The following is a 21,481-nucleotide window of genomic DNA, read 5'->3' on the forward strand; positions in this document are numbered from 1 at the left end:
TCAGCCGTAGAAGCTCTTGAGCAGCTCGAACACCACGATCCCGGGCCAGATGATCGACTTCGGGATCGCGAGCACGAACGACCAGAACGTGTCCGCCTGCTGGAAGTAGAAGACCGCGGCGCCGACGAGCCCGATCCCGTAGACGGCCCCGCCTCCCGCGCCGGACGACTTGTTCGCCATGAGACTCCTCGCTCGAGCGCCGACATCGTCGGCCCCACCGTTCTCCTGGTGAGGGCAGCGGGTCAAGGTGCACGGAGGACAGGTCCTGACCGCTTTGCGGACGACAGTGGCGTGCAGAGGACGGACCTCCCGCCTCGTCGGACCCAGGTAAGGACACGAACGTGACCGTGCAGACCACCACCCATCTCAACTTCCGCGGCGACGCCCGCGAGGCGCTCGGCTTCTACCACCGTGTGTTCGGCGGGGCGCTCACCGTGATCAGCTACCGGGACATGGGCGCCATCCAGGACCCGGCGGAGGCCGACCAGGTGGTCTGGGGCCAGGTCACCGCCGAGAACGGCTTCCGCGTGATGGCCTACGACGTGCCGGCGGCGCGGCCGTGGAGCCGGGGCGACGACCCGTTCTTCGTGTCCCTGCGCGGCGACACGGCCGAGGAGGTCGCCGCGCTCTGGGAGCGGCTGGCCTACGGTTCGACCGTCGTCGTCCCGCTGGCGCCCTCGCAGTGGGCACCGCTGTACGGGATGCTCACGGACCCGTTCGGTGTCACCTGGGTGGTCGACGTCGCGGTCGAGCACAGCGCGGCCTGACGCCGGTCTCGGCGCCGCTCGGCTGGCCCGCCCCGGCCGAGCGGCGTACAACGGGAGTTCCGCCACCCGCCGACGAACGGCAGGCTCCCGTGCGCACGATCCTCGGTTCCCTCGCGGCCGCGCTCGCCCTCGGCCTGGTGCTCGCGGTGCCCGGTGGGGCGGCCGCCGCCCCGGACCGTGCCCGGACCGACTACGCCAACCCGGTCAGCGCGGGGTTCGCCGACACGTTCGCCGACCCCGCCGTGCTCCGCGGCAAGGACGGCTGGTGGTACGCGTACGGCACCACCGACCCCCTGCGCGAGGGCGAGGGGACGCGTCACCTGATCCCGATGTCCCGGTCGGCCGACCTGGTGACCTGGGAGTACGTCGGCGACGCCTTCACCGAGGACTCGCGTCCGGCGTGGGCCGACCGAGAGCGCGGGGCGGCCCTGTGGGCGCCGGACGTCCGGTACGTCGACGGCGAGTACCGGATGTACGTCGTGGTCACCGAGACCACCGTGACCGCGGAGCCGAACGACAACGCGATCGGCGTGGCCACCGCACCGACCCCGACGGGTCCGTGGACGCCGAGCGCCGCTCCCGTGGTCGGCCCGCGGCACGGCTCCGGGGGCGAGGGGGACTTCCTCTGGACGTTCGACCCGTCGCACGTGGTCGGCCCGGACGGCACCGAGCACCTGTTCTACGGCTCCTACTACGGCGGCATCTGGGTCACCGAGCTGTCCGACGACGGGACGGCCGCGGTCGGTGCACCCGTGCGGGTGGCCGTCGACAACAAGTACGAGGGCGCCTACGTGGTCCAGCGCGACGGCTGGTGGTACCTGTTCGCGTCGTCGGCCAACTGCTGCGCCGGCCCGACCACCGGGTACAGCGTGCACGTCGGGCGCTCGCGGGACCTGACCGGCCCGTACGTGGACCGCGAGGGCGTGCCGCTGAACCAGTCGCGCGCCGGCGGCACCCCGGTGCTCGCGCCGAACGGCAACCGGTGGGTGGGCACGGGCCACAACGCCGTGGTGACCGACCTCGGCGGTCAGGACTGGATCGTCTACCACGCGATCGACCGGGCGGACCCGTACCTCGACGGCACCGACGGGATCAACGAGCGCCCGATGCTCCTCGACCGGCTGGACTGGGTCGACGGCTGGCCCACGGCGCGCGCGTCGGAGGGACGCGAGCAGGGCCCGGTCACCGGCGGGGCGACGGGCTTCGACCCCGGGGTGCCGCGCGGGTGGACCACGTCGGGGAGGTGGGCGACGGACGACGAGCCCGACGCCGGCCGGCACCTGGTGTCGCGCGGCGCCGCCTCGCTGACCCGTCCCGTCCCCGGGCGCGACGTCCGGGTCGAGGCGGATCTCCGGGTCGACGCGGGCGTCACCTCGACCGCCGGGCTCACCACCGGGACGCGCGGGGCGACCACGACGGTGGATCCTGCCGCCCGTGAGCTCGTCCTCGACTGGGGCTCCGGACGGGCGGCGGCACCCCTGGCGGCGGGTCTCGACCTCTCGGCCTGGCACTCGCTCGCCCTCACCGTCCGGGACGGCGTCGCGACCGCAGAGCTCACGCACGCGCGGCTCGGCGACCCGCTCGCGGTGGTCACGCTCGACGCGCCCCGCCGCGCCGGTGCCGGGGGACGTGCGGGCGCGGTGGCGAGCGGGCCGGGCGTCCGCGTCGACAACCTCAGCGCGCTGCCGGCGACACGTCCCGTCGCCGAGCGCGTACGGCCGGCGAGGCCCGGGACCCTCGATCCCGCGCTCAGCGACGAGCTCGACGGATCGGCCCTCGGGCCGGGCTGGATCCGCGTGCGCGACCCGCAGGTCACGGTCGCCGGTGGGGCGCTGCGCTGGCCGACCGAGGCGGGCGACCTGGTCGGCACCGGCAACGACGCCGGCCTGCTGCTGCGCGACGTCCCCGAGACGGACTGGGTCGCCGAGACGCGGCTCACCATCGACCTGGGCACCGACACGGTGCGCAACTTCCAGCAGGGCGGGCTGATCGCCTACGTCGACGACGACCGCTGGGCACGGCTGTCGCACGTGGCCATCTGGAACACCCGGCAGACCGAGTTCGGCACCGAGCAGCCGTACGCCGGCCGGCTCGCGTTCGGCGGCACCATCGTCGGGCCACCGGCCGAGTCCACGTGGCTGCGGCTGTCGCACCGCACCGATGCCGCGGGCGAGCACGAGGTCCAGGCGTTCACCAGCACCGACGGTCGCACGTGGGTGGCAGGTGGCGTCTGGACGTTCCCCGCCGGCTCGGACCTGAAGGTCGGGCTGCTGTCGCACGGGGGCGTCGGGGCGACCGCGCAGTTCGACTACCTGCGCGTCTACCGCTGACGCGTCAGGCGACGGGCTCCAGCGCGGCGTAGACGCGGGGTTCCAGGCGGGTCGCCGCCCGGTCGCCGATCGTCAGCCCGAGGCCGAGGGAGTGCAGCACGCGCGCCACGTCGGCTGCGTGCAGGGACCCGTGCCTCTCGAGCACCAGGTGCACCCGTCCGTGCGCGCGGTCGGCGCGGTGCAGCGCGAGGATCGTCGTCGACACCGGGGTGTGCAACGGGAAGCGCGCGCGGGCGGCGTCCTCGTCGGCGTGCTCCAGGAGCACCAGCCCGTCCTGGCCGAGCTCCGCCCGGAGCGCGTCCGCCCGCCAGTGCACGGGGGCGTCGTGGCCTCCGGAGACGTGCCGGGACCGGTTCGCCGACGAGATCACCAGCGGCTCGTGGCCGACCGCCCGGGCCGCGGCCGCGAGGAACACCTGTGACGGGCACGCGTCGCCCGGCACGATCACCTGCGTCGTGGTCGTGCCCCCGTCCTGCGCGGTCAGCCCGTCGGGGACGTGTCGCGCTGCCGGTCCGCGGAAGCCGAACGGGCCCAGCGCACCGAACGCGTCGACCACGTCCTGCACCAGCCCGCGGGACACACCGGCCGGCAGTGCCCCGAGGTCGAACGCGTCCAGGACATGGCCCGTCGGCGCGGTGAGGCTGCCCGTCTGGTCCAGCGGCCGGCCCTTCAGCGCGTTGAGCCGGCGGACGCCGTCGCCGCGGGCGGTCAGGGCGTAGATGGTGCCGAACCCGTGCGCGACGGGATGTCCGTCGGCGAGCAGCGCGGCGGCCCGACGCGCGTCGGCCGGGTGGTCGAGGACGAGAGGGGACATGCGGGCCTCCTGGGGTCACCCGCGAAGGACCGTTGCGGCCGGGTACAGATACCGAACCGGTGGCATCGTGGTCTGCCATGGCGGTGATCCTCGACCTCACGATCTCGCTCGACGGCTTCGTCACCGGACCGAACGCCGGACCGGACAACGGGCTCGGCGACGACGGGCTGCCCCTGCACGAGTGGGCGATCGGCGACCGGACGCCGCAGGACGTCGAGGTGCTCGCCACGCTCACGGCCGCGACCGGGGCGGTGGTCATGGGCCGCCACACGTTCGACGTGGTCGACGGCCCCGGCGGGTGGAACGACGACCGCCACTACGGAGCGGACCAGGGCGACGAGCCGCCGCCGTGCTTCGTCGTCACCCACCAGGCACCCGAGCACGTCCGGCTCACCGACCGGATGACCATCGTCACCACCGGCCTGCGGGACGCGCTCGACCAGGCCACCGCCGCAGCCGGTGACAGAGACGTGTTCATCATGGGCGGCGGTGAGCTCGGCGGCTCGGCGCTGCGCGAGGGCGTGGTCGACCGGCTGCACCTGCACGTGGCACCGCTCCTGCTCGGCGCAGGGATCCCGCTGTTCGCCGGGACGCGGCAGACCCTGCGGCTCGACGAGTCCGCGACCGTGATCACCCGGAACGCGGCACACCTGTTCTATGACGTGCTGCGGCCCTGATCGGCCCCGACCGACGCCGTCGCCCACGCGAACCCGTCCGGGTCGCGAACGACCCGACGTCGCCGACGATCGCGAGCCGGTGCGCGCCGGAGCCCTCGGGGTCGACACCGGCGTCCTTCGCCAGCGCGCGACGCCCGTAGAGCCCGAGCGTGATCCGGCCGGCACCCTTCTCGAACTCGACGTACTTGCGGCCGAAGCTCTTCGCCACGGTCAGCCCGCGCTCCACGTAGAACCGCTTGGTCACGGCCACGTCGTCGACGCCCAGCAGGAGAACCACCTGGTCCACCTCCCGAGTCGCCGGGCCGGTGTCCTTCTTCGCCGACGTCGCGATCTTCCAGATCGTGCCGTCGGGAGCCTGGACCACGCCGCCCACGCCCCAGAAGGACTTGGTCACGGGCTTGAGCGTCGCGGCGCCGGCGTCGAGGGCGGCATCGACGAGGGCGCGGACGTCGGCCGGCTGGGCGACGGTGAGGGACAGGGTGAAGCCGCGGAAGCCGGTGGTCGGCTCCTGCGAGGCCGTGACGTGCACGGGGACGTGCGGACCGAAGGCCGCGGCGTAGAAGCGTTCTGCGGCCGACGGGTCGGCCGCACCGATGAGGACGGAGTCGATGGTTGCCATGGCGACGACGCTACGAACGAGTGCCCGTCCGGTGCTTCTCGGATCCTGCTCCGTATGTCAGAGGTCCGTGCCACGGTGGGTTGCATGGAGATCACCCGCCTGCAACCGGCCGGTCTCGTGGTGAGCCCGGCATTCAGCCATGTCGCCGTCGTGCCCGCGGGCGCGACGACCATCTACGTCGGCGGCCAGAACGGCGTCGACGACACCGGGGCGGTCGTCTCGGACGACGTCGCCGAGCAGTCCGTCCGCACGATCGACAACGTGAGCACCGCGCTCGAGGCCGCGGGGGCGTCGCTCGCCGACGTCGTGCAGTGGACCGTGCTGATCGCGCAGGACGCCGATCTCGGTGCCGCCTACGGCGCGATCGCCCCGCGACTCGCCGGTGCCGACAAGCCGCCGCTCGTCACCGCCGCGCGCGTGGCCGGCCTCGGCGCGCCCGGAGCGCTCATCGAGGTGAGCGCGATCGCAGCCGTTCTGCCGACCTGAGCTCGTCGAAGACAGCCCATCCCTCGGACCAGTCACCCAGGCCCGAGCTCGCGTTGAGGTGCCCGCCGGACCCCACGTCCACCAGCTCCCCGCCGACCGCTCCCGCGATCGCCCCCGCGTGCTCCGGCGAGCCGTAGGGGTCGTCGTCCGCCACGACCACGACGGTGCTGAACGGCAGCCGTGCGGGGGCCCATCGGTCGAAGCCGACGGCGCGCACGGGGAAGACCGGGCCGTGCACGTCCGGCGGCGCGACGAGGAGCGCCCCCACCACGCCGTCGGCGACGTGCTCCGCCGCCCACTGCAGGACGAGCGTGCAGCCCAGACTGTGCGCGACCAGGAGCGCCGGGCCGTCGATCGCGTGCACGGTCTCCTCGAGATCACGCACCCACTCCTCGCGGACCGGGTCGTCCCAGGAGCGGTGCTCCACCCAGACGCTGCCGGGCAGCCGGGCGTGCCACAGACGCTGCCAGTGGTCGGGGTCGGAGTTGCCGATGCCTGCGACGAACACCACGGTGGGATCACTCATGCGCGGACCTCGTTCCGGTTCTTCGGGGGTTCCGGATCGTAGGACCGGCGCCCGGGACGAGGTGGCTCCAGCGGAGCGGCTGTCGGGATCCTGACGGAACGCGGCAGCATCTCGACGCGGCCGGTCGAGCAGTAACATCGCCCGATGCTGAGCGAGGACTGGATCGAGCACGTGCGCCTCGGCGACCGCGAGCGCCTCGGCTGGATCCGCCCGGACGGCGACGCGTTCGTCGCGCTGGACGCCCTCGGGCGCGAGGTGACCGGGCCGGTCGAGTGGCTGGAGGCCGAGGAGGCCCTGGAGGAGCGCGGCCTGCACTGGCTCGCCGACCTGTGGCAGCTCGACCGGCCGGACGGCGCCCGTGAGCGCGTCCGGATCGTCGAGGTGACCCCCGACCGGGTCGTCGTGCAGACGGACGACTTCGGTTCGGTGGACGTCGCGGTGACCCGGTACGTCCTCGCGTTCCCCGCCCCGGACGCCCTGCGCCCGTTCGAGGGGGACCGCTCGACGATCGACTGGACCCGCTAGCCGCCCTCGACCAAGCGCGTGAGCAGGGCCAGGTCGGCGGTCACCAGCTCGGCGTCCCGGTCGAGCTCCGCGTCCGTCATCCCCGGTGCGCGGCGGAGCGTGAACACCACCTCGCACCCGTCGCCGTCGGCGATCGCGCGCAGCGGCACGTAGACCGTCTCGCCCGACGGAGTCACCACCACGTGGTCGAGGACCCCGAGCTCGTTCTGCGGGGCGAACGTCACCTGCACGCGCCCCTGCGACGTCTCGACGAACCAGCGGCCGTCCTCCTGGACCACCGAGGTCCCCAGCCCGGGAGCCCACCGAGGCAGGTTCGCCGGGTCGGAGACGAAGGCGTAGACCTCCGCCACCGGGCGGTCGATGTGCACGCTCAGATGCCGCGACTCGGTCGTCATACGAGGAGCGTTCCATGGACCCCTGACAGCGCCTGCTACCCTTTGCTAACGTTGTTCGCAAAGGAGTCGTCGATGCATGTCCTGCTGCTCGCCCCCGGCACCCGCGGTGACGTCGCGCCGGCGACGGGCCTCACCGCCGCGTTCGTCGCCGACGGGCACGAGGTCACGGTCGTCGCCGGGAGCGAGTACGGGGCCCTCGTCACGGAGTCCGGCGGAAAGCACGTGGCGATCTCGGCGCCCCTCGCCCCCGCGTCCGGCTCCACCTCCGGGGTGCGGGCGTACCTGGCGGTCCTGCGGACGTACATGGACTCGGCTGCCGCCGCGGCACTCCTTGCCGCGCCCGGGGCCGACGTGATCCTCACCAACGCCATCTCCCCGTACGGCCACGACATCGCCGAGCACCTGGGTGTGCCCTCGGCCGAAGCCCTCCTCCAGCCTGCGCACCCCAGCCGCGCGTACCCCCCGATGATCGCCAGCGCACGCGACCTCGGAGCGGTCGGCAACCCGCTCGCCGGCCGGCTCGCCCGCATGGTGCCGACCCCGTACGACCCCGCGTTCGCCCGCGTGAGGTCGGAGCTGGGCCTGGCCCCGGAGAGCCGTCGCTCCGCGCAGCGCCGGCGTCGCGCCCAGGGGATCCCGGTCCACCACGGGATCAGCCCGGTCGTGCTCCCGCGCCCGGCCGACTGGCCCGCCGCCCTGTCGCTCGACGGGTTCTGGTGGCCGCCGACACCGCCGCGCTGGACCCCGCCCGCCCCGCTCCAGGAGTTCCTCGCAGCCGGTCGGGCACCCGTCGTCGTCACGCTCGGCAGCCTGCCGCCGGGCGCGTCGGTCGGCGGCGCGATCTCGGCCGCCCTCGCGGCCGGGACCACCAGGTTCGTGCTCCAGGGTGACGACCTCCGTCAGGTTGCTGAGCGCCTCGGCCCCGATCGGGCGCTCCACGTCGGCGACGTGCCGCACGCGTGGCTGCTGCCGCGCGCCGCGGCCGTCGTCCACCAGGCGGGTGCGGGCATCACCGCGGCCGCGCTGCGGGCGGGGATCCCGTCCGTCCCGCTCCCGATCCACACCGACCAGCCGTTCTGGGCGCGCCGCCTGACCCAGCTCCGGGCGGGCACGAGTCCCCTGCCCGTCAAGCAGGTCACCGGCGAGACGCTCGCCGCCCGCATCGAGGAGGCCGCCTCCTCGTCCGCCTTGCGTGACGGAGCCGAGGCCGTGCGCGACGCCATGGCGAACGAGGACGGCACCGCCCCCCTGCGCGCGTGGCTCGCCACCCTCGCCTGACCAGGGAGGATCGACCCGTGGCTCCTGAGGCGGTCTGGCTCCGGGCGGAGGGCTCCGGCATCGGCCGGCCTCCGCGACACACCCGCGACACCGTCACCGTCGCCGCCGTCCGGGCCGCCGACCGCGACGGCCTCGCCGCCCTGACCATGCGGAGCGTCGCCGCGGAGCTCGGCACCGGCGGAGGCTCGCTCTACCGTCATGTCACCGGCCGCGACGAGCTTGTCGACCTCATGGTCGACCACGTCGCCGGCGAGTACCAGCTGCCCGCACCGAGCGGTCGGTGGCTCGACGACCTCGTCGCGCTCGCCGTGCAGGGGCTCGCGATCCACCAGCGGCATCCGTGGCTGACCGAGGTGGTCGGCACGCCGCTGGTCGGCCCGCACGGCCTGAGGCTCAGTGAGCACGTCCTGGCGGTGCTCGACGCTCACCCCGCCGGCGACAGCCAGAAGCTGGTCGCCTACGCGGTGATGAACGCCCTGATCAGCTCGTTCGCGCGCACCCTGCACGGCACGCCCGACCCCGAGCGCAGCCAGGCACAGGTCGAGTACGTCGCGCACGTGCTCGCCCGCGGTGAGCATCCCCACCTCGCGGGCCTGTCTCCGGACAGCCCACGGACGCCCGACGAGGTCTTCCCCGACGTGATCCGGCGGGTGCTCCGAGGGCTCCTCGAAGAGCAGGACGCGGTCCTCGTCGGCGCGCACTGACCCCGGCCGAGGGCGCCCCCTCCGGGCGCCCTCGGCGGGACCTCACTCGTACGCGACCGCGTCGAGCACCTTCATGCGGGCGGCGCGCGACGCCGGCCAGACCGCGGCGAGCACCCCGACCACCACGGCGAGCACGAGCATCCCGGCGAGGCTCCCCCACGGGATCACGAGCGTCGACAGACCCTCGTCCGCGAAGAGCGTCGGCAGGGTCGAGGCGAGCGCCACGCCCACCACCAGGCCCAGCACCGTGCCGAACACCGCCGTGAGCACCGACTCGATGGTCACCGTCCCCGCGAGCTGCAGGCGCCCGAGGCCGACCGCACGCAGCAGCCCGATCTCCCGCGTCCGCTCGATGACGGACAGGGCGAGCGTGTTGACGATGCCGAGGACGGCGATCACCACGGACAGCCCGAGCAGGGCGTAGAGGATGACCAGCACCTGGTTCACCTGGTCGGCCAGGCTCGACACGAACTCGGCACGGGTGAGGACCGAGACCACGACGTACGGCGCGACGGTCTCGGCGACGGCGTCCTGCAGCTGCGCCGTGCTCACCCCGGAGGCCGCGGACACGAGGATCGTGTCGACCATCTGCTGCTCACGCGGCAGCAGCTCGTCGAGCACCCCGCGGTCGACGACGAGCGGCGAGCCGAGGATGTTCGTCGTGAAGACCGCCGTGACGGTGAGGTCCTGCGGCCCTCCTGTGCCACTGACCGAGAGCGTGTCGCCGACGCCCCAGCCGTGCTCCTCGGCGGCGGACTCCAGGACGGCGACCTCTCCGGCACCGAGCCCGTCGAGCGAGCCGTCGACGACGTCGACCTCGACCGAGCCGCCGAGCGTCCCGGAGTCCAGGCCGATCACGTACTGCACCTCGGGCGTCTCGTCGCCGACCGCGACCCCGAGCGGGGCGAACGCGATCGGGTCCGCACGGCCCGCCTCCGGCAGCGCGACGACGTCGTCCACCGCACCTGCCGGGATCACCTGCGTCGCGGACCGCACCACGACGTCGGCGTTGGTCTGGGCCTCGACCACCCCAGCGACGGACTGCTGGGCGGTCACCGCGATCACCGAGACCGCACCGACCAGCGCCATGCCGATCATCAGGGCGCCCGCCGTGTTGGCGGTCCGGCGCGGGTTGCGCACCACGTTGCCGCGGGCCAGCCGTCCGACGGGCCGCAGCAGCCGCACGAACGGCCAGGCGAGGACCCCGACCGCGGAGCGCGCCACCACCGGCGAGAGCATGAGCACCCCCACGAGCACCGCGGCTGCACCGCTGCCGAGCCAGAGCTCCGCGGAGTCCGCCTCCGGCCGCAGCATCGCGACGACCAGCGAGGCGACGCCGGCACCCGTGACCACGAGCCCGCCGAACGCGCGCCAGCGCAGGGACTTCTCCGGGGTCGCGACGTCGTCGCGCATCGCCTCGACGGGGGGCACGAGGGCCGCCCGCCGCGCCGGCAGCGCGGCGGCGAGGACGCTGACGAGCGTGCCGACCGCGAGCGAGACGACGACCGTCGTCACGTCGAGCGGGATGGTCCCCACGAGGTCCATGCCGACCGTGCCGAGCCCGACCCGCAGCGCCGAGACGAGCCCGACGCCACCCGCGATGCCCAGCGCCGACCCGAGCAGGCCCACGACCGCGGCCTGCACGAGCACCGAGGAGAACACCTGCACCGGCGACGCCCCGACGGCCCGCAGCAGCGCGAGCTCACGCATCCGCTGCCGCACCGACATCGCGAACGTGTTGGAGATGATGAAGGCCCCGACGAACAGGGCGATCGCCGCGAAGACCAGCAGGAACGTCGTGATGAAGCCGAGCTGGCTGGCGATCTCGGTCTTGTTCTCGGCGCGCAGCGAGTCCCCCGTGACGACCTCCAGGCCGTCGGAGGCGAGCGGGGCGATCCGGTCGACGAGCTGCGCGACGGACGTGCCGTCCGCCACGTACACCGCGATGTCGTTGACCCCGCCCTCGGGTGCGAGGACGTCCTGGCCGGTCTGCGCGTCGACGAGCACGATCGTCGCGCCCGCCATCGGACCGCCCAGGTCGACGCGGCCGACGACCTCGACCTGGGTGACCTTGCCGCCGAGCACGGCGTCGGTGGTGTCGCCGACCGCGAGGCCCGACGACTCCAGCGTGGCCGACTCCAGCGCGACCTCGCCGGGTCGCTGCGGGCCGCGCCCCTCGACCACGTCGAGCGACGGGTCGTCGGGCACGTACATGAGCGCGAAGGACGGTGCCTGCGTGCTCTGCACGGCCGTCCCGTCCGCGCCGACCAGCACGATCGGGCCCGAGACGCCGGGGACCGCGTGGGCGACCCCGTCGACGGCCGCGATCTCCTCGACGAGGTCACGCGGCACGCTCTCGCCCGTGGCGTTGGCCGTGCCCGTGACGACGGAGGACCCCTCGGCCTGCTGCACGCGCACGTAGACGTCCCCGGGGGCGGCGGCGTCGACGATCCCGTCGAACGTGCCGGAGAGCATGGTGCGCAGCGCGAAGGTGCCCGCGACGAACGCGACACCCAGCGCGACGGCCAGCACTCACAGCAGGAACCGCACCAGGTGCGCGCGGATGCCGCGCAGCGCGACGCGTCCCATCACACACCCACGGTCTGCGCGACCAGGGCGGACGCACCCTGCCGAGCCGGGCGCAGGGCCGCGAGCGCGGCGAGGACCGACTCGGGCGTCGGGTCGGTGAGCTCGCCGACCACGCGGCCGTCGGCGAGGAACAGCACGCGGTGCGCGTAGGACGCGGCGGTCGGGTCGTGCGTCACCATGACCACGGACTGCCCGAGCTCGTCCACGGACCGGCGCAGGAACCCCAGCACCTCCGCCGACGACGTGGAGTCGAGGTTGCCGGTCGGCTCGTCGGCGAACACGACGGCAGGCCGGGACACCAGGGCACGTGCGCACGCGACGCGCTGCTGCTGCCCACCGGACAGCTCCGACGGCTTGTGGCTCAGCCGGTCCGCCAGCCCGACGGCCTCCACGACCTCGGCGAGGTGCGCCTTGTCGACGGGCCGGCGCGCGATGTCCAGCGGCAGCGTGATGTTCTCCAGCGCCGTCAGGGTGGGCACCAGGTTGAACGCCTGGAAGATGAACCCGAGGCGGTCGCGGCGCAGCTTGGTCAGCTTGCGCTCGTTCATGCCGCTGACCTCGAGGCCGTCGACGACGACCGTCCCGGCGTCGGTGCGGTCGAGTCCGGCCATGCAGTGCATGAGCGTCGACTTCCCGGAGCCGGACGGGCCCATGATCGCGGTCATCTCGCCGCGACCGAAGTCGACGTCGACCCCCGCGAGGGCGTGCACCGCCGTGTCGCCCTTGCCGTACGTCTTCACGAGCCCGCGGGCGCTCGCGATGGGGGTCCTCTGTTCATTCGTCATGGTGACGATCATTCCGTCACCAGGCGCCGCGCGGGATCAGTGAACCCCCTGGTCAGGCCCTGGTCCGACCCTGACTTGCCGGGCGTCTCACCCTGGCAGCGCAGTGGGTGAGGACGTTAGGCCTGCGACGGCCGCCCGAAGGCAGTGGACCGTGGGGACCATGACTGCACTCCTCGTGTTCGAGTCGATGTACGGCAGCACCGCGGCGATCGCCGAGGCTGTCGCGGCCGGGCTGGCCGACCTGCGCGTCCCGACCACGGTGTACGAGGTAGGGGTCGCAGTCATCCCGTCGTTCAGCACGTCGCCCGGGCTGCTCGTGATCGGCGCACCCACCCATCAGCGCGGCCTGTCCACGACCCGCACCCGCGACGCGGCGCGGGGGGACGTGGCCGAGACCGTGTCCCGTGGTGACGGCGTCCGCGAGTGGCTCGACCAGCTGGTCGGCCGGGTGGCCGGGATGCAGACCGCCGTCTTCGACACCGCGGTCGCCGGCCGGCTCTCCGGTTCCGCCGCCACCTCGATCGGCAAGCGGCTCACCAAGGCCGGCGCGCACCTGGTGGTCCCGCCCGAGTCGTTCACCGTGAGCGGCCGGAGCAGCGGGCTGCTGCCCGACGAGCTCGAGCACGCCCGCTCCTGGGGCCGCAGCCTCGCCCTGTTCGCGGCGGCCGCGCCGGCGAGGTGACTAGCGCGGGGACCTCCGAGTAGTCGGAGCCGACCGGCAACCTTTTCCTGCCGTCGCGCGTGTGAAGGGTGTGACCGCACTCGTGTCCGACGCCGACCCGCCGGGGTTGCCCGAACCGTTGCTCGACGCCGAGATCGACGTCCTTCCCACCGGCGCGGCTCGGGCTGATCACGACCAGGAGTTCTCCGCGTTCGTCGCGGCCGCCAAGGGTGAGCTCGGCAAGACCGCGTGGCTGCTCACGGGCGACGCGCACCTGGCGGCCGAGCTCGTCCAGGACGCGCTCGTGCGGACCTACGTCGCCTGGCCGCGGGCGCGCCAGAACGACCCCCTCGCCTATGCCCGGCGCGTGCTGGCCAACTCCCGCATCGACATGTGGCGTCGGCGCCGTCGCGAGGTGCTGAGCGCACCTGCCGGCATGCCGGACGCCGCGCGCCTGAGCGAGACGGTCGTGATCGAGCACCGCGACGAGCTCGTCCGTGCGCTGGCCCGACTGACCACCCGCCAGCGCCGCATCGTCGTCCTGCGCTACCTGGTGGGACTGACCGAGCGCGAGGTCGCCGCCGACCTCGGCGTGAGCGTGGGCGCGGTGAAGTCCCAGGCATCCCGTGGCCTGAGCCTGTTGCGGGAGCACCTGGGTTCTCTGGACGACACCGAGAGCAGGACGCGATGAGCCAGGACCTGGACCCCGACGACCTGTGGGTGAGCAGGTTGCGACGGCGTGCCGACGAGGTCACGCCGGACATCCCCGCGGATGCAGAGCACGCTCGGCGGATCGGACGCCGTCGCCGGACCGTTCGACGCACGTCGATCGTCGGCGGGACGGCGACTGTCGTGGTGGCGGTCGCTCTGGGCGCCGCGCCCACGGTGCGCCTCGTCGAGGACCACTCGCGGCCCGCCCAGCCTGTCCCCACCCTGACCGCGAGCCCGCTGGTGGCGACCCCGGAGCAGCTCGCGACCCGCGAGCGCGACCTAGCCCGGAAAGCCGTGCAGAACGGCATCGTCGATCCGCCCGAAGTCGCCGTCGTGCGGTGGGTGACCCGCAGCGAGCACGTGTTCGTCATGGCCGACTGCCTCATCGCCGCCGGGTGGCCCATCACGAATGTCTCCGCCGCCGGGTACGACGTCGCGTACGCGTCCGACCGGGAGACCGAGATGACGCTGGACGACTACGTGTGCGACGCGCAGTACCCCGTCGGCGGACCTTAGCGAACGCGCGATGAGTTCCAGCCGGGACGTGAGTCTCTCCTAGTGACACTCGTCGACACCTGGAGGACGCCATGGCGACCACACCGCACCACCCGCCGTCGTCGATGCCGCCACCTGGCAGGCCGCCCGCGACGAGCTGCTGGTCCGCGAGAAGGCCCACACCCGCGAGGGCGACGCGCTCGCAGCCGCCCGCCGACGACTGCCGATGGTGGAGCTCGACGGTTCGACAGAGGTGGTCGGACCGGACGGGCCGGTGCCGTTCCGGGACCTCTTCCAGGGGCGCGACGAGCTCCTGGTCTACAAGCACATGTGGCACGACGGTGCGCCGCACCAGGGGCAGTGCGAGGGCTGCACGCTGACCACCTGGCACGTCCGCGACGCCGTCTATCTACACGCGCGCGGCGTCGCGTTCGCCATCCTGACGGCCGGCCGCTGGGACGAGGTGGAGCCGTTCGTCGCGTTCATGGGTTACACCCAGCCCTGGTACTCCGTGCGCGGCGTGGACGCGCCCATCGGCGGCGACATGGGTTCCTTCGCCTGCTTCCTTCGCGGACGGACAGGCGCCGGGTTGGTTCTGGCGATCGGACGCCGACGGCGCAGCCGGCTGGGGACCGACGAGCCGGCCGGTGCCGCAGTGGACCCGGACCGGCGCGACTCCGGAGCACACGCTCGGCCGCCACGGCCACCACCACTGATCCGGTGGCGGCTACGGCTGAAGCCTCAGCACCCCCGCGCTCGTCGGGGCGAAGCCGCACTGCCGGTAGAAGTGGTCCAGATGCGGCTCGTGGTCGACGTGCAACCACTCGCACCCAGCCGACCGGACCTCGTCGACCAGCGCCTCGACCAGTCGCCGGCCGATCCCGCGACGCTGCCGGTCGGGATCGACCACGGCGTCGAGGAGGAACGCGTGCGCGCCCCCGTCCCAGCACGCGTGCACGAAGCCGACGAGGCGATCGCCCTCGAACCCGCCGACCCAGGTGAGCGCGGGCCTGGTCAGCCGGCTCGCCCACGGGACGACCGGCGCGGATCCGCCCGGGCCGAACGCTCTCGCGTGGAGCCGGGAGAGGGCGTCGTCGTCGATGTCGAACCGGACGACGAGACGCGCGGCGCTCTCGGTGTCGTGCGGGCACCGCCGGAGGATCTCGTCGACGACCTGCTCGATCGGAGCGGTGGCGTCGATGGAGATGCCGCTGTCCGGGACGTCCTCGCCCGTCTGCTGCCACCGCACGATGCGCTCGCGTTCGGTCGGCTTCCCGCCGCCCCACTCGTCGTCCGGTCGCTCGTCGAGCCGCCGGTTCAGCGTGGCGAGGTCGACCTCGAGGACGAACACGTCGTCGAACAGGTCGATGAACGTCGGGAAGTTCCTCGATCCGCCGCAGAAGAAGGTGGCCGGTTCGCTCCGGTCGGCGACGAGCGCTCGGACCTTGTCCACGTCCCAGAGGTGGTGCTCGTGCAGGCCGCCCGTCGTCGGCTCACCGGTCTCCGGGTCGCCTTGGTACGCCAGCTCCCGGTCGCCGTGGACGACCTGGTAGCCGCGCCGCTGCAGCTCGTCGGCCACGGTGGTCTTGCCCGTCCCCGACAACCCCTCGACCAGGTAGTTCCTCCCTGCCCATGCGCGGGAACGTAGCACCGCCCAGCTGCAGGTCCTGTGCACATTCCGTGTCCGTCGGGCGACACCCCGGACGGGTGCGAGCAGGACGGCTACCGTCACGAACACCGGTGGGCCGAGCGATCAGGCGGAGGATGCGATGAGCAGTCGGACGTGGCGCATCGGTGTGGGCCTCGTCGCCGTAGCCCTCACCGCGTCCTTGACCGCGTGCAGCGACGCAGGCGACCTGTCCATCAGGAACGACGGGAGCGCCGACGTCACCGTCCTGACCGGGGACGAGGAGGTCACCGTCTCGGCGGGGGGCGGAGCAGCCCTCCTCGACTACGGCTGCACGCCGGGTGACGTCACCGTCGAGTTCCCGTCCGGCGAGGACGTCGTGCTGGCAGGGCCGGTGTGTCCGGAACAAAAGATCGTCATCGGGGACGGCACGGCCGCCCTGGAGAGCACGAGCGCCGGGTGAAGTGTGGCGCGGTGGGAGCTCACCGCGCGCACAATGGAGGCATGGCCACCGCGCGCGCATCCCGATTCCTGGGTTCGCTGCGCCCTGCGCTCGTACCGTAGCCCTCGCCGTCCGTAGGACACCTGGCGAGGGCTCTCCTGTGCTCGTCGAGCAGATCTCGACTCGAGCGACGACTCCAGGACTCGTACGGACGGACCATGCCCATGCCCACCTCGACCACCCCGAGCGACCGCTACCGACGCTGGACCGCCGCCGACGCCTTCGCCGCGACCGGCACCACCCACGCACCGACGTGGGCGATGATCCTGCCCCCGCCGAACATCACCGGCGACCTCCACCTGGGGCACGCCTACGAGCACACCCTCTCGGACACCCTGACCCGACGGCAGCGGATGACGGGCGCGGACACCCTGTGGCTCCCCGGGCTCGACCACGCGGCGATCGCCACGAACGCACTGCTCGAACGCCGGCTGCGGGAGGAGGGCACCAGTCGCGAGGAGATCGGGCGCGACGAGTTCGCGCGCCGCGCGTGGGCGTGGAAGAGGTCGTGCGCCGACGACATCACCGCCCAGATGCGTCTCCTCGGCGACAGCCCGGACTGGGACCGGCTGACGTTCACGCTCGACGACGGACCCAGCCGGGCCACCCGGACGGCGTTCACCCACCTGTTCGACGAGGGCCTGATCTACCGTGCCGAGCGCGAGACCCTGTGGTGTCCCGGATGCGCCACGACGCTCTCCGACATCGAGGCGGACGACTCGACGGGCACGCCGGCCTGCTCCCGCTGCCGCACGCCGCTGGAGATCCGCTCGACCCCGCAGTGGTACCTGCGCACCAGCGCCCTGGCAGCCGCGGCGACCTCCGCGATCACCAGCGGAGCGACGCGCATCGAGCCGGCCGACGCCCGGCGGGACTACCTGCGGTGGGCGGCTGACCTGGGCGACTGGTGCATCTCACGGCAGCTGTGGTGGGGCCACCGCATCCCGATCTGGTACGGCCCGGACGGGGAGGCGCGCGCCTTCGCGTCCGACGACCAGCTCCCCGAGGGGTGGACGCAGGACCCGGACACCCTGGACACCTGGTTCTCGTCGGCGATGTGGCCGCTGTCCACCCTGGGGTGGCCCGACGACACCGCCGACCTGCGCCGGTTCTACCCGAACGACCTGCTCATCACCGGCAACGACCTGATCTTCTTCTGGGCGCTGCGGATGATGCTGCTGTGCACCCACCTGACCGGTCGGGCCCCGTTCCGGCGCATGCTGTTCCACGGCATGGTCCGCGACGAGCACGGCAAAAAGATGAGCAAGAGCTTCGGCAACACCATCGACCCGCTGCCCCTCATCGCCGAGCACGGGCCTGACGCCCTGCGTCTCTCGCTGGCCCGGCGGGCTCGACCGGGTGCGGACATCCCGTTCGGTCTGGACGACCTCACGCGCGCCCGGGGGTACCTGACCAAGCTGCGCAGCATCTCCGGCCTGGCTGGTCGGCTCGGGTGCACCTGGCGGGCGTCCCGGCCCGCGCCGGCGCACCTGCTCGACCGGTGGCTGCTGACTCGTCTGGACGCGGCTCTGGCCGAGGCGGACGCGGGCTACGCCGGCGGCGACCTGGCGCGCGCGGCGGACGCCCTGACCCGCCTGGCCGAGGACGACCTCTCCGGGCTGTACCTCGAGGCGCGCAAGGACGACCTGTACGGCGGCGATGCCGGCGCGATCGCGACCCTGTCCTCCACGCTGACCGCGCTGCTCCTGGCCCTGCACCCGATGCTGCCGTTCCTCACCGAGGAGCTCGCCGAGGCGCTCGGCTGGTCCGGGATCATGGACCGCGAACCGTTCCCGGCGTCCGCGCGGCCGGACGAACAGGCTGCGTCGGCCGGCGCACAGCTGCGGGAGCTCCGCGATGCAGCACGTGCCCACCGCGGCCGGCAGGGCTTCACCGCCTCGGCCTGGCTGCCGGCACGCGGCGACGGCATCGCCCTGTGGACCGAGCTGTGCCGCACCGCCCGCCTCGCCGACGCGGACCCCGGCGAGAGCACCAGGATCAGCCGACGTGGCGGGACGTTGACCCTGCCCGCGGCACCGGCGCTCGACGACGCGCGGAGGCGCACGCTCGAGCGGCAGCTGGCGCAGGCCCAGGACCAGACCGACCGACTGTCGTCGCGACTCGCCGACCCAGGGTTCCTGAGACGCGCACCGGCAGCCGCGCAGGAGAAGGCCCGGTCCGACCTGGAGGCCAACCGCTCCGAGCGCGACCGCCTCGCGGGGTTGCTCGCACCGTCGTCGATCGGGGGCGGAGACTGAGCGGGCGTGGCTGGCGCCGCCGGTGCGCGGCCGCCTGAGCGTCGAGCGCGGGTGGGTGGCCTCCCAGCGACCGCGCCGGAAAATGACCTGTGCCGGATCTGGCGCCCTGCCTAGCCTGCGAGGGTGCCCTCCCGACTGACGGCCCTCGTGCTCGACGCCCACAACCCCCTCCGTGTAGCCCAGTTCTGGGCCGGCATCCTGGGCCGCGATGTCGTCACGGACCCTCGCGGAGCCCTCCTGCCCGGCTCCGACACGCAGGTCGGACTGCGGTTCGTGCCCAGCCCGACGACGAAGGTCGGCCTCAACCGCACCCATCTCCACCTGACGAGCACCAGCCCGGCCGACCAGCAGGCGACCGTCGCGCACGCGCTCCGGCTGGGCGGCAGCCACGTGGACGTGGGGCAGCTGCCGGAGGAGGGGCACGTGGTGCTCGCCGATCCGGAGGGCAACGAGCTGTGCGTGATCGAGCCGGGCAACAGGTTCCTCGCGGGCTGCGGCTTCCTGGGCGAGGTGGCCTGCACGGGAACCCGCGACGTCGGCCTGTTCTGGGCGGAGGCCCTGGGGTGGCCGCTGGTGTGGGACCAGGACGAGGAGACCGCCGTGCAGTCCCCGCTCGGTGGCACCAAGGTCGCGTGGGGCGGTCCGCCTGTGCCGCCGAAGCAGGGCAGGAACCGGCAGCGGTTCGAGCTCGACCTCGTCGACGGGGACCTGGAGACCGAGGTGGACCGGCTCGTCGCGCTCGGCGCCACCCGGCTGGGCGAGGTCGAGGACGGCGCCGTCGAACTCACGGACACCGACGGCATCGAGTTCCGACTGGGCTGAGCTCCTGGTCAGGCGTCGTCCGGTCGGGCCTCGCGGCTCCAGCCCGGCGACGGCTGCGCGGACCCGGTGTGCGCGGGAGTCGCGGCGACCGGGCGGCCCTCGTACTGGGTGGACAGCACGATCTGGGTGTCCATCTCGCCGTGCCTCCCGATGCGCTCGAAGATCTCCTCGAGGTGCGGCATCGACGCGGCACGCACCCGCAGGAGGGTGCACGAGCTTCCGCTGAGCTTGTGGATCTCCACGACCTCGGGGAACTCGTCGGACGCCGTGGTCCGCAGCAGGCAGCGCCCCGGTGAGCACCGCAGCTTGATGAACGCGGTCAGGGGGAGGCCCGCGCGCGCGGGGTCGATCCGCGCCTGGTACCCGGTGATCACCCCCGCCTCCTCCAGCCGCCGGACCCGGTCGGCGACCGCAGGCGCGGACAGGCTGACCTTCCGACCGAGCTGGTTGAACGACAGTCGACCGTCGTCCTGGAGCTCGGAGAGGATGCGCCAGTCCGTGCTGTCGAGCGGTCTGCTCATCCGAAAACCGTAGCGCCGGAACGCCTCGCGATCGAGAGGTGAACTGCCGCCAACGCCTGCCATCGGCCATTCACCGAAGCGCAACGACTTCGTAGCGTCGATCGCATGACGCCTGGGACCGCACGTCTCGCACTGTTCACCGGTGCCGCGCTGAGCAGCGCGGTGATCGCGACGACCAGCACGGTCGCCGCACTGGTCGCGGTCGACGTCCTCGGGCGAGCCTGGGGCGGGGTGCCCGGCACCGCGGCGGTCGTCGGCACCGGCCTCGGCGCCCTGCTGGTCACCGCACTCACCCACCGCGCCGGCACCGGGACCGCCCTGCGGCTCGGGTACCTGGCGAGCGCGCTCGGCGCCGCAGCCGGTGCGGTGGCCGTGCCGCTCGGACACCTCCCGCTGCTCGTCGCCGCGATGCTCCTGATCGGCCTGGGGAACGCCGCCGCGCAGCTGTCCCGGTACGCGGCCGCCGAGCTGGTGCCCGCTCGACGGCGCGGCGTCGCCATCGGCCTGATCGTCTGGGCCGGCACCGTCGGGGCCGTGGGCGGCCCTCTGCTCCTGCTCCCCACCGCGCGCCTCGCGGAGGCCGTCGGACGGCCGGCCCTGTCCGGCGCGTTCCTGCTCAGCGTGCCCGCGGGACTGCTCGCCGCGCTGGCGGTGAGTGGTCTGCGCACGGCCAGGCGACCCCGCTCCGGACGTGGGGTACCCGTGCGGACCGTCCTGGGATCACCGGCCGGTCGCGACGGCCTCGCCGTGATGGTCACCGGGCAGGTCGTGATGGCCGCCGTGATGACGTCGGTGCCGGTCCAGCTCCACCTGCACCATCACGGCCTGGACGTCGTCGGCGCCGTCCTCGCCGCCCACACGCTCGGCATGTTCGTCCTGTCACCGCTGACGGGTCGCCTCGTCGACCGTCTGGGCGCGGGACGGGTGATGGTGCTCGGCCTCGGCACGCTGCTGGCCTCGACGGTCGTGGCCGCGTCCGGCGCCCTGGTACCGCAGGCGGTGGGCCTGTTCGCGCTCGGCTACGGGTGGAACCTCTGCTTCGTCGGCGGCAGCGCGTCGCTGGCCGTAGGGCTACCGGCGGAGCAGCGGACCGACGTGGAGGGCTCGGTCGACGCCGTCGTGTGGGTCTCCGCGGCGGCCGGCACCCTGACCTCGACCGTGGTCCTCGCGCTCGCCGGGTGGTCCGCGTTGACCCTGGCGGCCGGCGCCCTCGTCGTCGTGCCCGCTCTCCTGGTGCTGGTCGACCGGCGGCGGACGCAGCCCCGACGCGCCGGATCTCCCGCCGAGACCCGGCGGTAGGCTGCCGAACGGCGGTGGTGGCCGACTGGCGGGGGGTTCGCTCGATGCCGTTGTGGCTGATCATCACGCTCGTCGGGGTGGCGCTCGTGA

The 21,481-nt window shown here is 73.4% G+C and carries 23 protein-coding genes and 1 pseudogene; 15 read left to right on the plus strand and 9 right to left on the minus strand.

Annotation, left to right across the window (positions count from 1 at the left end; genetic code table 11):
- Positions 1-180 (minus strand): hypothetical protein, encoded by a 180-nt coding sequence (locus ACO06A_RS08515; protein WP_421735582.1) that lies wholly within the window; start codon positions 178-180, stop codon positions 1-3.
- Between the two features lie 161 nt (positions 181-341).
- Here ACO06A_RS08515 and ACO06A_RS08520 point away from each other — a divergent pair, with 161 nt between their 5' ends.
- Entirely contained in the window at positions 342-767 is a 426-nt protein-coding gene (locus ACO06A_RS08520; RefSeq protein ID WP_421735583.1) for a VOC family protein, read from the plus strand.
- Positions 768-856: 89 nt separating this feature from the next.
- A complete protein-coding gene (locus tag ACO06A_RS08525) occupies positions 857-3,097 on the plus strand; it encodes a family 43 glycosylhydrolase (protein ID WP_421735584.1) in 2,241 nt (746 codons plus the stop codon).
- Between the two features lie 4 nt (positions 3,098-3,101).
- Here the strand turns inward: ACO06A_RS08525 and ACO06A_RS08530 are convergent, their stop codons facing one another.
- Entirely contained in the window at positions 3,102-3,911 is an 810-nt protein-coding gene (locus ACO06A_RS08530; RefSeq protein WP_421735585.1) for a hypothetical protein, read from the minus strand.
- A gap of 77 nt (positions 3,912-3,988) precedes the next feature.
- On the opposite strand from ACO06A_RS08530, the gene ACO06A_RS08535 reads away from it, so the two are divergent.
- A complete protein-coding gene (locus ACO06A_RS08535) occupies positions 3,989-4,588 on the plus strand; it encodes a dihydrofolate reductase family protein (protein ID WP_421735586.1) in 600 nt (199 codons plus the stop codon).
- On the opposite strand, the gene ACO06A_RS08540 is transcribed toward ACO06A_RS08535, so the two are convergent.
- A complete protein-coding gene (locus ACO06A_RS08540) occupies positions 4,542-5,207 on the minus strand; it encodes a glyoxalase (protein WP_421735587.1) in 666 nt (221 codons plus the stop codon). The two genes, ACO06A_RS08535 and ACO06A_RS08540, sit on opposite strands and share 47 nt — an antisense overlap.
- A gap of 84 nt (positions 5,208-5,291) precedes the next feature.
- Between ACO06A_RS08540 and ACO06A_RS08545 the strand changes: the two genes are divergently transcribed.
- Positions 5,292-5,693, plus strand: coding sequence for a RidA family protein (locus tag ACO06A_RS08545; protein ID WP_421735588.1), 402 nt, complete (start codon positions 5,292-5,294; stop codon positions 5,691-5,693).
- On the opposite strand, the gene ACO06A_RS08550 is transcribed toward ACO06A_RS08545, so the two are convergent.
- Entirely contained in the window at positions 5,653-6,219 is a 567-nt protein-coding gene (locus ACO06A_RS08550; RefSeq protein ID WP_421735589.1) for an RBBP9/YdeN family alpha/beta hydrolase, read from the minus strand. The genes ACO06A_RS08545 and ACO06A_RS08550 overlap by 41 nt on opposite strands.
- A gap of 144 nt (positions 6,220-6,363) precedes the next feature.
- On the opposite strand from ACO06A_RS08550, the gene ACO06A_RS08555 reads away from it, so the two are divergent.
- A complete protein-coding gene (locus ACO06A_RS08555; protein ID WP_421735590.1) occupies positions 6,364-6,744 on the plus strand; it encodes a hypothetical protein in 381 nt (126 codons plus the stop codon).
- On the opposite strand, the gene ACO06A_RS08560 is transcribed toward ACO06A_RS08555, so the two are convergent.
- Positions 6,741-7,139 carry an SRPBCC family protein gene (locus ACO06A_RS08560; RefSeq protein ID WP_421735591.1) on the minus strand — a complete coding sequence of 133 codons (399 nt, stop codon included), beginning with the start codon at positions 7,137-7,139 and terminating at the stop codon, positions 6,741-6,743. The genes ACO06A_RS08555 and ACO06A_RS08560 overlap by 4 nt on opposite strands.
- 72 nt (positions 7,140-7,211) lie before the next feature.
- On the opposite strand from ACO06A_RS08560, the gene ACO06A_RS08565 reads away from it, so the two are divergent.
- On the plus strand, positions 7,212-8,417 hold the full coding sequence (locus tag ACO06A_RS08565; RefSeq protein ID WP_421735592.1) for a glycosyltransferase: 1,206 nt from the start codon (positions 7,212-7,214) through the stop codon (positions 8,415-8,417).
- 17 nt (positions 8,418-8,434) lie between these two features.
- Entirely contained in the window at positions 8,435-9,121 is a 687-nt protein-coding gene (locus ACO06A_RS08570) for a TetR/AcrR family transcriptional regulator (RefSeq protein WP_421735593.1), read from the plus strand.
- A gap of 42 nt (positions 9,122-9,163) precedes the next feature.
- Here the strand turns inward: ACO06A_RS08570 and ACO06A_RS08575 are convergent, their stop codons facing one another.
- Positions 9,164-11,653 (minus strand): ABC transporter permease, encoded by a 2,490-nt coding sequence (locus ACO06A_RS08575; protein WP_421735594.1) that lies wholly within the window; start codon positions 11,651-11,653, stop codon positions 9,164-9,166.
- A gap of 56 nt (positions 11,654-11,709) precedes the next feature.
- Positions 11,710-12,495, minus strand: coding sequence for an ABC transporter ATP-binding protein (locus ACO06A_RS08580; protein ID WP_421735595.1), 786 nt, complete (start codon positions 12,493-12,495; stop codon positions 11,710-11,712).
- 160 nt (positions 12,496-12,655) lie between these two features.
- Here ACO06A_RS08580 and ACO06A_RS08585 point away from each other — a divergent pair, with 160 nt between their 5' ends.
- The 4 genes and pseudogenes from ACO06A_RS08585 to ACO06A_RS08600 form a co-directional block, all read left to right on the plus strand.
- Positions 12,656-13,177 carry a flavodoxin family protein gene (locus tag ACO06A_RS08585; protein WP_421735596.1) on the plus strand — a complete coding sequence of 174 codons (522 nt, stop codon included), beginning with the start codon at positions 12,656-12,658 and terminating at the stop codon, positions 13,175-13,177.
- 70 nt (positions 13,178-13,247) lie between these two features.
- The gene (locus tag ACO06A_RS08590) at positions 13,248-13,847 is read left to right on the plus strand and encodes a SigE family RNA polymerase sigma factor (protein ID WP_421735597.1); all 600 of its coding nucleotides are present in this window, start codon (positions 13,248-13,250) and stop codon (positions 13,845-13,847) included.
- A complete protein-coding gene (locus ACO06A_RS08595; RefSeq protein ID WP_421735598.1) occupies positions 13,844-14,383 on the plus strand; it encodes a hypothetical protein in 540 nt (179 codons plus the stop codon). Before ACO06A_RS08590 ends, ACO06A_RS08595 begins: the two co-directional genes overlap by 4 nt.
- Before the next feature lie 139 nt (positions 14,384-14,522).
- Positions 14,523-14,822, plus strand: a pseudogene (locus tag ACO06A_RS08600) (DUF899 family protein); the annotation flags it as partial.
- Positions 14,823-15,089: 267 nt separating this feature from the next.
- Here the strand turns inward: ACO06A_RS08600 and ACO06A_RS08605 are convergent.
- Positions 15,090-16,100, minus strand: coding sequence for a GNAT family N-acetyltransferase (locus ACO06A_RS08605; protein ID WP_421735599.1), 1,011 nt, complete (start codon positions 16,098-16,100; stop codon positions 15,090-15,092).
- Positions 16,101-16,131: 31 nt separating this feature from the next.
- On the opposite strand from ACO06A_RS08605, the gene ACO06A_RS08610 reads away from it, so the two are divergent.
- The 3 genes from ACO06A_RS08610 (at position 16,132) to ACO06A_RS08620 (ending at position 19,571) form a co-directional block, all read left to right on the plus strand.
- Positions 16,132-16,452: a hypothetical protein gene (locus ACO06A_RS08610; protein ID WP_421735600.1), complete on the plus strand. Its 321-nt coding sequence runs from the start codon at positions 16,132-16,134 to the stop codon at positions 16,450-16,452.
- Between the two features lie 197 nt (positions 16,453-16,649).
- On the plus strand, positions 16,650-18,749 hold the full coding sequence (locus ACO06A_RS08615) for a class I tRNA ligase family protein (RefSeq protein WP_421735601.1): 2,100 nt from the start codon (positions 16,650-16,652) through the stop codon (positions 18,747-18,749).
- A gap of 123 nt (positions 18,750-18,872) precedes the next feature.
- Complete coding sequence (locus tag ACO06A_RS08620) at positions 18,873-19,571, plus strand: VOC family protein (protein WP_421735602.1); 699 nt, start codon at positions 18,873-18,875, stop codon at positions 19,569-19,571.
- Between the two features lie 8 nt (positions 19,572-19,579).
- Here ACO06A_RS08620 and ACO06A_RS08625 read toward each other — a convergent pair whose 3' ends face one another.
- Positions 19,580-20,092 carry an Lrp/AsnC family transcriptional regulator gene (locus tag ACO06A_RS08625; RefSeq protein WP_421735603.1) on the minus strand — a complete coding sequence of 171 codons (513 nt, stop codon included), beginning with the start codon at positions 20,090-20,092 and terminating at the stop codon, positions 19,580-19,582.
- Positions 20,093-20,197: 105 nt separating this feature from the next.
- On the opposite strand from ACO06A_RS08625, the gene ACO06A_RS08630 reads away from it, so the two are divergent.
- On the plus strand, positions 20,198-21,391 hold the full coding sequence (locus ACO06A_RS08630; protein WP_421735604.1) for an MFS transporter: 1,194 nt from the start codon (positions 20,198-20,200) through the stop codon (positions 21,389-21,391).
- Positions 21,392-21,481 lie beyond the last annotated feature (90 nt).

Origin of the sequence: Cellulomonas sp. (genome assembly GCF_965229465.1) — a bacterium.
Taxonomy (GTDB): domain Bacteria; phylum Actinomycetota; class Actinomycetes; order Actinomycetales; family Cellulomonadaceae; genus Cellulomonas.